Here is a 14,233-nt window from a genome sequence, read left to right as displayed (position 1 = left end):
GTCTGCGTTGTAAGCTGACGGTAGCAGAAATCCTATTATTTATATTTAGCCTTGATGGTATAATTCAATTGAAGGAAAATTTTGACATATACAAGGAGTTTTGATTGAAACAATGGCTAAAGACAGATTTTTTAATAAAACCAGACTCGTTTATTTGATATTGGCTTTACTTATTGCTTTACCCGGATGTGGAGGTTCAACAACTGAAAAAAATAAAGGAACTGAGCCAAATACGTCTTATGAAGAAAACTCGAATAACACTCAAAAGAAGGATATTATAATAGCTATGGTTCCCAAATCTTTGGATAATCCTGTATTTCTTGATGCACTTGAACAGGGTGAGCGTGTTGGCAGGGAATTGGGGATAAAAGTTGAATGGCTTGGACCTATGCAGTCTGATACAAATGTTCAGATTGCAATAGTTGAGAGCCTTATAAGGCGCAGGGTTGACGGAATTGTTATCAGTTGTATTGACCCTGCTAAAATAAAGCCTGTTATTGATAAAGCTGTCAAGGCAGGTATACAGGTTGCAACCTTTGATTCAGATTCTCCTGACAGCAGCAGGCTTTTTTACTGCGGAACCGACAATTATGCAGCAGGTGTAGCATGTGGTAAGGCTCTGATAAAAGAAGCTAAGGAAAAGGGAATGGACAAGCAGGTACTGGATGTTTTATTAATGACTGCAGATAAAGAAAGCAACAACCTGAATAAGAGGCTTAATGGTTTTCTTGAAACTGTTCGCCACGGGGGAATTAAGCTTAATATAACAGATACTCTGTACTGCAATGACGATGTTAATATTGCGGGAGATATGCTGGAAAATCATATTAGGACAGGGAATACTCCTGACGTCTTTTTTAGTACGGGGGGGTGGCCATTTGTTTCACCTCCGGAATCACTTCCGGGTTTTCATGCATGGTGTAAAAACGGAGGAATTTCTATTCTTGTAGATACCTATTATCCGGTACTGGAAGCCGCTGAAAAGGGCTTGGCAGATGCTTTGGTTGGTCAGAATTTTAATAAGATGGGCGAGTTGAGTATAAAAAATTTGTATAAGGCAATCAGAGGTGAAAAGGTTCCTTCAAGTTTTATAGATACAGGTCTTGAGTTGGGAGACAAGAGTAATTTTGCTAAACTCCTTGAGGGGAAACAAAGATGGGAGATAAAATAGTTATGAAGGACAACTTTTTATTTGGTTTGTTTAAAAAGTTCAGTATTTACAGCATCAGATCAAAAATGACCATTTGCTTTCTGGCTTTGGGTCTTGTACCTATACTGGTTTTTGGACTTATTTCTGACCAAATGTATTTGCAAAACCTCCATAAAAATGTAGCAAGCTATTCGGAACAGGTAATTGAAAGAGTTGATAAAAATTTAGAAACCTATATCAGTGATATTGAAAATATAATGAGGTTAAGAAGCAATTATTACTTTCAGCAGTATTCTAAATTAAATGAAGCAGGAGATATTGAAGGAAACAGAAAATATACAGTAAGAATATGGGAAACTTTTGATAGTCTTAAACAAATGAAAACAGATTTAGTTGACATAAGATATATATCCCATTCCGGAAGTGCTATAAGTTGTTACGGCAGATACTGGGGAGATATAACCACTGAACCATTATATAGTGAATTAGTACTACAAAAAAAGGATGTAGTAGCTATACAGTCACCGCATTTGAATATTCTGAATAAAAAAGTTTTTTCCATTGGTCAGGCAGTGAACCGTACTGAAAAAGGGGATATGGGAATTATGGCTATTGACATAGATGTTAATTTCTTGAATAAAATCTGCAGCGATATTAAGCTGGGCGAAACAGGTTTTGTTCTCTTTGAAAAGGATGGTAAAGTAGTATTTACGCCACAGAGCTCTGAAAAGCACGGGTTTTCAAATACAATCACTCAAAACCCTAAGCTTACGGATAGCAAAGATGGAAACTTTATAGAAAGCATAAACAACACAAATTATATAATTACCTATAAGACATCTGAAATTACCGGGTGGAAAATCATAGGAGTTACTCCGGAAGCTGAAATGACCAGAGAAATTAGTACATTAAGAGGGGTGTTTTTCTGGCTTATAACCTTAATTATCATTATAATTCTACTGCTTACCACATATCTTACCTATGTTCTGACAAATCCAATGAGAAAGCTTAGGAGCATCATGAAACAGGCTTCTGAAAATGATTTATCTATTTATGCTGATATAAGGACCAGAGATGAAATAGGGCAGTTGGCAAGCAGTTTTAATAAAATGATGAATCAGATAAGAGAGCTTATGGATAAAGTCAAAGACGACCAGCAGAAAATAAGAGTTATGGAAATGAAGGCAATGCAGGAGCTTATTAAACCGCATTTTGTCTACAACACTCTTGACTCTATTATCGGACTTCTTGAACAGAATAGGAACGACGATGCAATAGATATTGTTGATTCCCTTGGTAAATTCTTCAGAACAAGCCTTAGCCACGGAAGAGAGGTTGTTTTTATAAGGGAGGAAATTGACCATATCAGAAGCTACCTGATGATACAGCAATTTAGATTTTCCTACAAATTTGACTATTTGTTTGAGATAAATGATGAAATTTACAATTTTAAAACTGTTAAGTTAATACTGCAACCACTTGTAGAGAATTCAATATACCATGGCATAAGAAATTTGGATAAAAAAGGACTTATAGTTATAAATGGCTACTTAAAGGATGAACAGGTTATATTTGAAATCTCAGATAACGGTGAAGGGATAGGGGAAGAAAAAACTCAGCAGCTTAACCGAATAATGGCGGGAGAAGAAGAGGTTGAGGATCAAAACATGTATTTTGGTATTAGAAATGTAAATGAACGCATAAAATTGAATTTTGGAAGTGAGTATGGCTTAAAATACCAAAGCAAGGTATCTGTAGGTACAAAAGTAGTGGTAAATATTCCGCAGATAGGTAGGTGAGGGTATGTTCAGGCTTTTAGTTGTTGAAGATGAAGAAATGATACGAAACAAAATAATATATAATACGAACTGGAAAGAACACGGCTTTGTTGAAGTCTTACAAGCGAGTAATGGTATGGAGGCCCTTGATATTGTCAGAAAAAATAATATTGACATAGTCATTACCGATATACAAATGCCCGAAATGAACGGCATTGAGCTTATAAGAGAGATAAAAAGCCTTAATCGGGGTATTAAGTGCATAATTATTACTGCATATGCAGAGTTTGAGTATGCAAAGGAGTCTGTCAAACTCAATGTCAATGATTATATCCTTAAACCCTTTAAGTCCAAGGACCTTTTAGATATTGTAAAAAAACTCTCAGAAGAAATTAATAGGGAGAGGAACGAGCGGGTAGAAGTTGAAAACTTGAGAAGGCAACTGCGAGAAAACAAAAAAGCCTTGCGTGAAAAACTTTTTAATGATTTATTAAGTAACAGCTATATCGGCGATATAGAAAGTGACTTGAATTATCTTGAGCTTTCAAAATTAAGAAACCGGGAATACTTTATTGCAGTAATAAATATTAATAATTTTATGGAGCTTATCATAGAGGAGGATGAGGAGCAGAAATATATAGTAAATCTGTCCTTTTATAACCTTGTAACCAAGTTTCTAACATACTTGGAAAAGGACTCTTCCGACACCAGTGAAGACAAGCTTGTATACTCTGTTATAAATTATAAAATAGATCAGCTTGTAATTGTGGTTTATGAGGATATTGACAAATTTACTTCTGCATTTGAAGATTTAATTAAATTAGGGAGAATGGAACTGGGATTTTGCATTACTATTGGTATAGGGAATAAATACAAAAATCTTACGGATGTACACATTTCCTACAGAGAAGCCTGCTCGGCAGCTTTGCTTGATCGTGTTTACGGAAGGGAGATTGTTTATATTTTTAACGACCTTAATTTTGGCAATAAGGTTTACAGTAAACAACTTCACATCCTCGGAGATACAAAGCTGTATGATGACCTTAAAATAGGTGCATTTCCTGAAATAAAAAATGATATTGTTGATATTATTACGCAGATTAAGAGTTCCAAACTTGAGTTGGATGCAATAAATACTATTATTTATAATGTAGTGCTTTTATCCTGCAAAACAATAAATGAGCTGGGCTATGACATTTTCGAAATAATGGGCGAGGATTTTAACCTTCATTTTGATGTAAAGGAAATAAATAATCTTGTACAGCTTGAAGAATGGCTCCTCAGCTTTTTTTATAAAGTTAACGAATATATTAATCAAAAAAGAAGCAACCGAAATCAAAAGCTGCTTTCCAAGGTAAAGGATTATGTGGATGGGAATTATAGTGAAAATATAACCCTTACAAGTATTTCTAAGGATTTTGGGATTAGTTCAGGGTACCTTAGTGTGCTGTTCAATGATTATATAGGGCAGAATTTTATTGATTATCTTACCAACCTGAGAATTCAAAGTGCAAAAAATCTGCTTAAAAGTACGGACCTCAAAATTTATGAAATTGCAGATAGGGTTGGTTACCGCGATGCATATTATTTTAGCACGGCATTTAAAAAAATTGTGGGTATAAATCCCACAGACTATAGAGAAAAGCTGAATATGCTTTAATAGAAAAAAGCACAGTATCTTTCACATATATATGTCACGTACTGTGCTTTTTCGGCATTTATTATTCTTTTTGGCTAATCTCTTGTCACATTTCTAAGCCATTTAAGACTTCTGTATCTCCATAAAACCAGTGGAACTTTAATGATTTCATCACTCATCAGAATTATGTATACAACAGGTACACTCCATTTGAAAATGAAAGCTGCCAAAGCACCAAATAGGATTGAGCCGCCCCACATGGTCAATACGTCAAGGAACAAACCGAACTTTGTATCTCCACCACCACGGAAAACACCCACTACAAGGGTAGTATTATAAGCTTGTGCCACCACGAAATAGGACATGACGAACATCATAACCGACAAATGCCCTCTGGTTACAGGAGTCAGGTTAAGTATTGACATAAGAAAAGGCCTTGCAATGAGTATAAGAATTCCTCCTCCTATTCCTGCCAGTATACTTAGCTTTATAAAACGGTTTGCGTAATTCTTTGCACCCTCATAATTATTTTCGCCTATTGCTTTACCCACAGTTATAGCTGTGGCATTTGCCAGCCCGAAGGCTATGACTGTGGCAAGCTGTCTGGCAATCTGGGCTACGGAATTTGCAGAGACTACCGAACTCCCCAGATGTCCTATTACAATTGCATTTGTAGCTACACCTGCGCCCCACATAAGCTCATTTAATGTAACAGGGATTGAATAAGTCAAAAAATCCCTGAATAATAGTTTATCGTGTACAAATAAATCGGATGGCTTGAATTTAATCAGCTTATTAACCTTCGAGTGATATATAATAACGATTAGCAATTCAACTCCACGTGAAGCCAAGGTTGCTATTGCAGCACCTACTATGCCCATTTTGGGTAAACCAAAAAGTCCGAAAATAAGTGATGATGCAATAATTAAGTTTACAATAAGGGAAACGAGGTATACAATCGTTGAAATAATTACACGTTCCACGCTTCTCATTATGTTAAGATAAATCATAGTAATTGACATAAAAATATATGATAATGCTATAATTTTAAGGTATTTAACACCTTCGGCAATAACCGGTGCTTCATTGGTAAAAATAGTCATTACCTGTGCCGGAAATAGTAACACAATTGCAGTAAAAAAAAGTGCAACTAAAAGAGAAAATCTCATACAGATTCCCATAATTTTTTCAATGCTCTTGGTGTCGCCTTTACCCCAGTATTGAGCTGTAAGTACTGCCGCACCTGATGTCAGCCCAAAAAATATAAGAGTCATTATGAACTGAATCTGACCTGCCAAAGAAGCGGCAGATAGTACAGCTTCGCTTACTTTTCCAAGCATAAGAACGTCTATTGAGGTTATTCCTACATTTATTAGGTTTTGGAAAGCCATAGGAAGAACCAGTGCGAAAGCCATTTTATAGAAGGATTTAGTGTCCTTGGTTATGATGTTGTTTTCCATTTTGAATACTCCGTATTTTGAATCATTTTTATAACTAGTATACAATATCATAATGTGATACCATAAGTAAAGTTAATAGAACCTTACTTTTAGGAGATGAAGGCTTTGTTTTGTAGTAATAATTCAGGTTTATATATTCATGTGCCCTTTTGCAGTTCAAAATGTAATTACTGTGATTTTAATTCCTATGCAGGAAAGATTAATTTTGCTGATAATTATTTTAAAGCCATGAAAAAAGAAGTTGAGCTTTATAAAGAGTACATGAAAGATTATCTAATCCATACGATATTCATAGGTGGTGGAACACCTTCGGTTGTTAGTGAAAGGTATATTTTTGAAATTTTGGAAAAATGTAAGACATGTTTCAATATTTCTGACAACTGCGAAATAAGTATAGAAAGTAACCCCGGTACTTTAAGCATAGAAAAACTAAAGGCTTATAAAAAAGCAGGTATAAATAGGATAAGCATGGGATTACAGGCGTATCAGAAAAATCTTTTAAAGTATCTTGGAAGGTGTCATAGCCATGAGGATTTTTCTGCAAGCGTAAAAAATGCAAGAGATGCAGGTTTTGAAAATATTAATGCGGATATTATTTTTGGAATTCCCGGACAGACAATTGAGAACTGGAAAGAAACCCTTAGTTACTTAATTTCTCGGGGTATAAATCATATTTCAGCCTACAGCCTTAAAATTGAAGAGGGTACTAAATTCGGCACTATGGAGAAAGAAGGCAGTCTTGTTCAGGTAGAAGATGAGCTTGATAGGGAAATGTATCATTATGCTGTTGATTACTTAAGTGAACAGGGATTAAAGCAGTATGAGATATCCAATTTTGCAAAAGCCGGGTATGAATGTAAGCACAATCTGACATATTGGAAATGTGTGGACTACCTTGGCTTGGGTGCGGGGGCGCATTCCTGTTTAAAGGACGTAAGATTTTCAAACGAGGTTTCTATAGAGGGATATATAGATTATCTGAAACATGGGGACAAACCTGTATATGAAAATATTCCACTTGAATTAACTGATAAAATGTCGGAATATATGTTTTTGGGATTACGGTTAACAAAAGGGGTAACTGGAAGGGAATTCTTCTTGCGTTTCAATCAGGATTTATTTTCAAAGTATAAGGCTTCTCTTGAAAAGCTTGAGAAAAAAGGACTTATCGAAATATCAGGTGATTGTGTTAAATTAACAAGTCTTGGTTTTGACTTGGCTAATCAGGTATTTGTAGAATTTGTATAAATATAAAAGACAAAAATAAAAACTCAGGGTTAAACCTGAGTTTTTGTTTTTTAATTATTTTGCTGCATTTAAAGCCTTAGCTAATCTGGATTTCTTTCTCGCAGCGGTGTTTTTATGCATTAAGTTCTTTGCTGCGGCTTTATCTAAAGCCTTTGTAGCTGCTTTATAAGCGTCAGTCTTATTTTCACCAGTAGCGATAGCTTCCTTGCATTTTTTAACAGTAGTCTTGAGTGCTGACTTTCTGATAGTGTTCTTCAAAGTCTTAGTCTCAATTACCTTAACTCTCTTTATAGCAGATTTAATGTTTGGCACAGTATTCACCTCCTGCGAGCCGGTTTAGCATAATAAGTGAGCAAAAATTACAAAAATATGTTAATCGGTTTTACAAACCGCTTCTTGCCCATAACAGATGATATTTTACCATGAAAGGTTTTAAATTGCAAGTAGAAACTGGATAAATTTGATTAGTACACAATAATATTTTTAAAAATTAATACTAAAAATGTGACATTTTGAAATAATATTAATGAATTTCAAAAGTTTTATCACGAAAGGAAAAATATTTATGATTAATTTGTCCAACAGGTATACAGACCTTGCAATTGAAGCACATGAAATATTTATGAACAGCAGTGAAGCAAAACAGCAGGCTCAGGAAGGAAAAACACCTCCGGGAGTGGTTATTGAAAATGCCGGAGACGAGGATGTAAAGATTACAAGAGTGCGTATTACTTCACGTACAGGGGAAGCTTCCATCGGTAAGCCTATGGGAAACTATATAACTCTTGAAATTCCTGAACTAAAGGATAATAACGAGGATGTAAATAAAAAAACAATTGATGCTTTGGCAAGAGAATTAAGGGATATGCTGAAGCTGAAAGAAGGCTCTACTACTCTTGTTATTGGGTTGGGAAACTGGAACGTCACTCCTGATGCGCTGGGACCCAAGGTCGTTTCAAATCTGATGGTAACAAGGCACTTGCTTCAATATGTACCTGAACATGTTGATGAGGGGGTTAGTCCTGTCTGCGCCATTTCGCCGGGAGTGCTGGGGATAACAGGAATTGAAACAGGAGAAATTGTAAGAGGCGTCGTTGATAGACTTAAACCTGATGCCTTAATTGCAATAGATGCTCTTGCTGCAAGAAATATGGAGAGGGTCAGCACTACCATTCAGATTGCTGATACGGGTATTGCACCCGGAGGGGGAGTCGGAAACAAGAGAATGGAGCTGAGTGAGCAGACTTTGGGAATGCCTGTGGTTGCTATAGGAGTGCCGACGGTAGTTGATGCGGCTACTTTGACAAATGATGCAATGGATTTAGTAATTGACAGCCTTATGAATGAATCACCAAAGGATTCCGGATTTTACAACACTTTAAAGGATATTGACCGTGACCAGAAGTATGAACTTATAAAGGCGGCCTTAAATCCCTTTGTAGGACACCTTATTGTTACTCCTAAGGAAATAGATGATATTATCAGCCGTGTTTCAAAGGTAGTAGCAAACGGGCTAAATATGGCACTGCATCAGGGAATCACACTTGATGATGTAGGCAGATACATTAACTGATATATATGAATATCTTCCCTTTTGCTGCCTCACAGGTTATAATTTTATTTGGACGTTTAACATTGATATTTCCCTTTAGGAGGTAATTTTGAAGCAGACAGGAAGATTTTTTATAATATTTGGTTTACTTATGATATTATGGAATACATTTTTGATTAAGCCCATAAAATTGTTTACTGTTTTTCTCCATGAGCTGGGGCATGCATTTATGGCTATTGCCACCGGCAGCGGGATAACCGAGCTTAAAATATATTTTAATGAAAGCGGACATGTCATGTCACTTCCCAAAAGCTGGTGGTCAGCCTTTCTTATCGCCAACGGGGGTTATTTGGGAAGTGTTCTTTTTGCTATTCTGATACTGGTGCTTAAAAATACCCGTTTCAGAAAATATATTATTGGGGTCATAGCAATTATATTTCTTGGATTTACATTCAGATACTCCGGTATTGCGTCATTTACAATGATTTATTCTGTAATTTTTGCTGTTTTTGCTCTCGTACTTTATATGATTCAGAATGACACTCTTAACCAATGGGTAATTGAGATTATTGGTATTGGAAGTGTTACATATGCAATATATGACACCCTTGTAGATACTGTGATAATGCAGCTTAATTATCAGTTTGGACTTTTCAGAATGGGCAGTATGCCGGTTACTGATGCTGTTTCTTTATCCAGACTTACCCATATTCCGGCTATAGTCTGGGGCTTGATTTGGGTAGGCATATCCATTTTTGCGGTATATTCTGTTTTTCTAAAGAGTAAAGGCAAGCCGTCAAGGAAAAGGTATTAAATGTTAACATAAATATTAATTATACATGACTATGCGGAGGGAAACATGGCAGATAAAATTCAACTAATGAAAGATAAGATTGAGATACTTAACAAAGCGGCGAAAGCATATTATCAGGAAAATACTGAAATTATGCCTAATATAGAATACGACAAGCTTTATGATGAATTATTGGAACTTGAAAAAGAAACAGGTGTTGTTCTTTCCAATAGTCCGTCTATTCATGTAGGCTATGAGCTTCTGAGCAATCTGCCAAAAGAACGTCATGAAAAACCTATGCTTTCATTGGATAAGACCAAGGAGGTCGGTGCGTTAAAGGAATGGATAGGTACACAAAAGGGTATTCTTTCATGGAAACTAGACGGTCTTACTATTGTGTTGACTTATCAGGACGGGCATTTGGTAAAGGCGGTTACAAGAGGCACCGGTGAAGTGGGAGAGGTTATTACAAATAATGCAAGGGTATTCAGGAACTTGCCTGTTACCATAGCATACAAGGACACGTTGATTTTGCGCGGTGAAGCCATTATCCGATATTCTGATTTTATTAAAATAAATAATGAAATATCAGACGTTGATGCAAAATATAAGAATCCCAGAAACCTTTGCAGCGGGTCTGTAAGACAGCTGAATAACAAGGTTACCTCGGAAAGAAATGTATATTTCTTTGCCTTTTCGTTGGTAAAAGCCGATAATGTTGAGCTTGAAAACTCCAGAGCTTCTCAAATGAACTGGTTGAAAAATCAGGGCTTTGACATTGTGGAGTTTAAAGAGGTAACAAGTAATGATATAGAAGAAACCGTTCAATGGTTTTCACAGAATATTGAAGCAAACGATTTGCCGTCAGACGGGTTGGTGCTTACATTTGATAACATTGCCTATGGAGAATCGTTGGGCTCTACGGCTAAATTCCCCAGAGATTCCATTGCTTTTAAGTGGAGGGACGAAATCAAAGAAACTACCCTTCTTGAAATTGAGTGGAGTGCATCAAGAACCGGGTTGATAAATCCTATTGCAATTTTTGAGCCGGTTGAGCTGGAAGGAACCACTGTAAGCAGAGCCAGTATACATAATCTAAGTATTATGGAGGGGCTGGAGTTGGGAATTGGTGATACCATAGGTGTATATAAGGCAAATATGATTATACCCCAGATTTCTGAAAATCTCACCAGAAGCGGTATGGCACCAATACCTGAAGAGTGTCCTGTTTGCAGCGGCAAAACTGAAATAAAGCAGGAGAATGGGGTAAAAACATTATATTGTGTCAATAATGAGTGTCTTGCAAAGCAGATTAAGTCCTTTACCCATTTCGTAAGCAGGGATGCTATGAATATAGAAGGTTTATCAGAAGCCACTTTGGAAAAATTAATTGCGAAAGGCTTAATAAAAGAACTGGCTGACTTATTTCATATAGAAATGTACAAAAATGAAATAATTGAGATGGAGGGCCTGGGGGAAAAATCCTTTAATAAATTGATTGCGTCAATAAATAAGGCCAGAAAAACAACTGCTATAAGGCTTCTATATAGCCTTGGTATTCCCAATGTAGGTTTGTCTAATGCGAAGCTCATATGCAAATATTTTAAATACGATTGGAATAATATTGAGAATGCTGATTTTACCGAACTAATTCAAATAGGCGGAATCGGTGATATTATGGCGGAATCCTTCATCAGCTTTTTTGCCGATGAAAAGAAGAGGATTATAGTTCATGATGTTTTAAAGGAGCTTGAACTTGAGGAGGTTCAGGTATCTCAATCAGAACAGATTTTTGAGAATGTAAACTTTGTCATTACGGGGTCTGTTGAGATGTTTAAAAACAGGGATGAATTAAAGGGGGTTATTGAGGAAAAAGGCGGAAAAGTAACCGGCTCGGTTACTTCAAAAACCAACTATCTTATAAATAACGATAATTTATCTAATTCGTCAAAAAATAAAAAAGCAAAAGAGCTAAACATAAGTATTATAACAGAAGCGCAGTTTGTTGAATGGATAAATAACGGGGTAAAGCCTGAGTAAGCGTTAAAAAAATTCAATAAGGTTAGAGAGAAGGCGGGTACAGATATGTATCTGCTTTTTTTGTGTAAAAAGATTTAATTATTTCTGCAGCATCCTCTTACAAGAACCTGTCCTTTAAATAGCACTTCACATTATAGAAATATATTGTTTAAATTAAAGCAATAGCCTATAATACTACTATATATTACAAAATAAAACAATATAGGATAAATAATGTTAATGAGAAGAAAAGTGCATATATTTACTTTATTATACATTATTTTATGCGGTATAGCTTTAGTTTTTCAAGTAAATCAGGTTTCAGCTTCCAGAGAAATTACATGGAGTACTATAAAAGTAAACAAACCAACTATAACAATACTATATGGTATTACTTGGGGTAATAATGCATTCATAACTGTTGGTTATAAAGGAACTGTAAACGGTACAACTAATCAAGCTATAGCTAACGTAACAGTAAATCCCCCAACAATCTCAGTTGAAATAGACTACCTAGAAAGTATCCTTCGCCAATAAAAGGAGTGTCAACAGCCGTTTTACAGTTATTCATAGTGATTGACACTATATAACTATGATAGTATAATTTAGTAAATTTGGTTTAGCACAGAAAAAAAGGCTTTTAAAAGCATTTGTTAATTTATTGGGTTAGGAGAAATGCAAATGAATGAAAAAAATTGGCATTTAAGAATAGGTGTTACATCCAGGTGTAATTTCAGGTGTGTATATTGCAACCCTGAAGGTCTTTGGGAAGATAAAGAAAATGTTAGCTTTAAAGATCTTGTGGAATTAATAGAAGCTTCACGATGTAACGGCATAACAAGAATACATTGGACAGGGGGAGAACCAACAATACGTCAGGATCTTCCTGAGCTGATGAAAGCAGCAAAAGAAATTGGAATAACGCAGCAGATAATAACTACAAACGGTCAAACATTACATAATGATATTAATAAGTATATAGAAAACGGTTTAACCAGAGTCATCGTAAGTATTGACTCGTTAAAAAAAGATAGATTTAAAGCATTAACAGGTATGAATTGCTTAGATAATGTATTGAAAACCATTGAGGCGAGCGTTTCAAAATTGCCTACACTAACAAAACTCAGTGTAGTTACTATGCGTTCAACGCTTTTGGAATTTGAGGATTTCTTCCAATATGCCAATTGTATAAACCATAAAGGATATTTAGGAAGGTTGGCAATTAAGTTTAATCAATTTTTTCCGTGTAACCCAAGGCAACTATCCGCAGAGGGTGCAAAATACTGGTCTGAAGAGTTTGTTTCATCTGAAGAAATACTTTCAAAGTATCGTGAAATATCAGATATTATACCTATTGATCGTAGCGAAATTGAAGGTGATAATCCCAGCTATGATTATTATTTAGTTAAAAAATACAATATTATTATTGCTTTATTGTCTATGTTTTCAAAAGAATATCCGTGCGGAAGGTGCCATAAATTAAGAGTTCAGCCTTATGGTAATCTTTCTGTTTGTTTACATCAAAATAAAATTTATAATTTTACGAACACGACATTGAAAGAAAAAGTTGATTTAGTAGGTTATTTAATGAAGGAAAGAGAAAATTTGGATTTTATTGATCCTAAAAGAAAACATTTTCGTGGACAACTAGGCGAATTGAGATTTGGGAAAGTTGATGCTCCGAAAGAGTTGGATTATTTTAAATCATTAATTGAGAAATAATCTCTTATACTACTGGCACTAATTTTTTAAGCAAAGGACATAATCAGATGATAAATAAAAATAATCAAAAGTTATCAAAATTAGGCTATGGTACTTCAACTTTCGTGGCAGGAAAACTTAATCCGCAATGCAATTCGGAGCAAGGACTAGCGGCTTTAAACTATGCTGTAGAAAATGGCATACATGTAATACATTCAAATCATAGCCTTTATACCCAATGGGGAGTTAAAGAAGTGCTGAAAAAAAATCCGGTACAGAATACAATTACACATTTGATTAAGCTTAAAATAAAAGAAATGGATAAGCTTAATCAAATTGATAGTGAAATAATGTTAAACTGTGAATCCTTAGGTAGTTCGGAAATTATATTGCAGTTCGAATTTTCAGATAAAAATCTGGCAACAAAAGAAAATATAAAAAGACTTGATGATTTTTTGACAACTACAATGAGCAACAGGTATAGGAGCTTGCTTTATATAGAAAATGCCAATATTTTTGAGCTTGCAATGCAGTATTCTAATATACAGGGATGGGCTGCTAAATTTAATGTTCAGGAAAGATGGTTACTTCCATATTTAAATAAAGGCTTATTAGATGATAAAATATTGATAACTTTTTCGCCGTTTTGCGGCAACAAAATTAATGCTAAGGATTCACTTCAAAAGCTATTGAAAGAAATTGGCTACAAAAATGGAACGGATGATATATATCAATACATGTTAGCATTTTGCCTTTCTTTTTCAGAAATAAATACGTGTGTAACTTCCATGGGTAATATTGAACACGTAAAATCAGATATTATGGTTGCCAACAGGTGTGCTCAAGGCTATTATGACAGCATCAACATGGAAATGTTTGAAAGAATAAGGTGA

12 protein-coding genes are annotated in these 14,233 nt (G+C 35.2%); 10 read left to right on the top strand and 2 right to left on the bottom strand.

Features of this window, described 5'->3' with window-relative positions; translation table 11 throughout:
• Positions 1 to 112: 112 nt before the first annotated feature.
• Genes P0092_RS13485 through P0092_RS13475 form a run of 3 tightly spaced genes read left to right on the top strand, consistent with a single transcriptional unit; the run spans position 113 to position 4,588 of the window.
• Positions 113 to 1,171 carry a substrate-binding domain-containing protein gene (locus tag P0092_RS13485; protein WP_004617518.1) on the top strand — a complete coding sequence of 353 codons (1,059 nt, stop codon included), beginning with the start codon at positions 113 to 115 and terminating at the stop codon, positions 1,169 to 1,171.
• Positions 1,156 to 2,949, top strand: a complete 1,794-nt coding sequence (locus P0092_RS13480; RefSeq protein WP_004617520.1) for a sensor histidine kinase — start codon at positions 1,156 to 1,158, stop codon at positions 2,947 to 2,949. The genes P0092_RS13485 and P0092_RS13480 overlap by 16 nt, the downstream gene beginning before the upstream one ends.
• 4 nt (positions 2,950 to 2,953) lie before the next feature.
• The gene (locus tag P0092_RS13475) at positions 2,954 to 4,588 is read left to right on the top strand and encodes a response regulator (RefSeq protein WP_004617522.1); all 1,635 of its coding nucleotides are present in this window, start codon (positions 2,954 to 2,956) and stop codon (positions 4,586 to 4,588) included.
• A 74-nt stretch (positions 4,589 to 4,662) separates the two neighbouring features.
• Here P0092_RS13475 and P0092_RS13470 read toward each other — a convergent pair whose 3' ends face one another.
• Positions 4,663 to 6,027, bottom strand: a complete 1,365-nt coding sequence (locus tag P0092_RS13470) for an MATE family efflux transporter (RefSeq protein WP_276186928.1) — start codon at positions 6,025 to 6,027, stop codon at positions 4,663 to 4,665.
• A 105-nt stretch (positions 6,028 to 6,132) separates the two neighbouring features.
• On the opposite strand from P0092_RS13470, the gene hemW reads away from it, so the two are divergent.
• Complete coding sequence (gene hemW / locus P0092_RS13465; protein ID WP_004617525.1) at positions 6,133 to 7,275, top strand: radical SAM family heme chaperone HemW; 1,143 nt, start codon at positions 6,133 to 6,135, stop codon at positions 7,273 to 7,275.
• A 54-nt stretch (positions 7,276 to 7,329) separates the two neighbouring features.
• Here hemW and rpsT read toward each other — a convergent pair whose 3' ends face one another.
• On the bottom strand, positions 7,330 to 7,587 hold the full coding sequence (rpsT, locus tag P0092_RS13460; RefSeq protein WP_004617529.1) for a 30S ribosomal protein S20: 258 nt from the start codon (positions 7,585 to 7,587) through the stop codon (positions 7,330 to 7,332).
• A 253-nt stretch (positions 7,588 to 7,840) separates the two neighbouring features.
• Here rpsT and gpr point away from each other — a divergent pair, with 253 nt between their 5' ends.
• The 6 genes from gpr to P0092_RS13430 all read left to right on the top strand — a co-directional run bounded on the left by gpr (position 7,841) and on the right by P0092_RS13430 (position 14,233).
• Entirely contained in the window at positions 7,841 to 8,848 is a 1,008-nt protein-coding gene (gene gpr, locus P0092_RS13455) for a GPR endopeptidase (protein ID WP_004617530.1), read from the top strand.
• A gap of 88 nt (positions 8,849 to 8,936) precedes the next feature.
• The gene (locus P0092_RS13450; RefSeq protein ID WP_004617532.1) at positions 8,937 to 9,641 is read left to right on the top strand and encodes a M50 family metallopeptidase; all 705 of its coding nucleotides are present in this window, start codon (positions 8,937 to 8,939) and stop codon (positions 9,639 to 9,641) included.
• A 45-nt stretch (positions 9,642 to 9,686) separates the two neighbouring features.
• On the top strand, positions 9,687 to 11,660 hold the full coding sequence (gene ligA, locus P0092_RS13445) for an NAD-dependent DNA ligase LigA (protein WP_004617534.1): 1,974 nt from the start codon (positions 9,687 to 9,689) through the stop codon (positions 11,658 to 11,660).
• A gap of 219 nt (positions 11,661 to 11,879) precedes the next feature.
• Positions 11,880 to 12,176 (top strand): hypothetical protein, encoded by a 297-nt coding sequence (locus P0092_RS13440; protein WP_040758393.1) that lies wholly within the window; start codon positions 11,880 to 11,882, stop codon positions 12,174 to 12,176.
• A 144-nt stretch (positions 12,177 to 12,320) separates the two neighbouring features.
• A complete protein-coding gene (locus tag P0092_RS13435; RefSeq protein ID WP_004617537.1) occupies positions 12,321 to 13,361 on the top strand; it encodes a radical SAM protein in 1,041 nt (346 codons plus the stop codon).
• Between the two features lie 47 nt (positions 13,362 to 13,408).
• Complete coding sequence (locus P0092_RS13430; protein ID WP_004617539.1) at positions 13,409 to 14,233, top strand: aldo-keto reductase family protein; 825 nt, start codon at positions 13,409 to 13,411, stop codon at positions 14,231 to 14,233.

It is taken from the genome of Ruminiclostridium papyrosolvens DSM 2782 (assembly GCF_029318685.1).
GTDB lineage: Bacteria > Bacillota > Clostridia > Acetivibrionales > DSM-1351 > Ruminiclostridium > Ruminiclostridium papyrosolvens.
This window is presented reverse-complemented; position numbering and strand designations above follow the sequence as displayed.

Bases quoted from the DNA above. Each gene is read 5' to 3' on its own strand.
- P0092_RS13440 (WP_040758393.1), top strand. From the start codon at position 11,880: ATGAGAAGAAAAGTGCATATATTTACTTTATTATACATTATTTTATGC.
- ligA (WP_004617534.1), top strand. From the start codon at position 9,687: ATGGCAGATAAAATTCAACTAATGAAAGATAAGATTGAGATACTTAAC.
- P0092_RS13480 (WP_004617520.1), top strand. From the start codon at position 1,156: ATGGGAGATAAAATAGTTATGAAGGACAACTTTTTATTTGGTTTGTTT.
- P0092_RS13430 (WP_004617539.1), top strand. From the start codon at position 13,409: ATGATAAATAAAAATAATCAAAAGTTATCAAAATTAGGCTATGGTACT.
- P0092_RS13475 (WP_004617522.1), top strand. From the start codon at position 2,954: ATGTTCAGGCTTTTAGTTGTTGAAGATGAAGAAATGATACGAAACAAA.
- P0092_RS13470 (WP_276186928.1), bottom strand. From the start codon at position 6,027: ATGGAAAACAACATCATAACCAAGGACACTAAATCCTTCTATAAAATG.
- P0092_RS13435 (WP_004617537.1), top strand. From the start codon at position 12,321: ATGAATGAAAAAAATTGGCATTTAAGAATAGGTGTTACATCCAGGTGT.
- P0092_RS13485 (WP_004617518.1), top strand. From the start codon at position 113: ATGGCTAAAGACAGATTTTTTAATAAAACCAGACTCGTTTATTTGATA.
- gpr (WP_004617530.1), top strand. From the start codon at position 7,841: ATGATTAATTTGTCCAACAGGTATACAGACCTTGCAATTGAAGCACAT.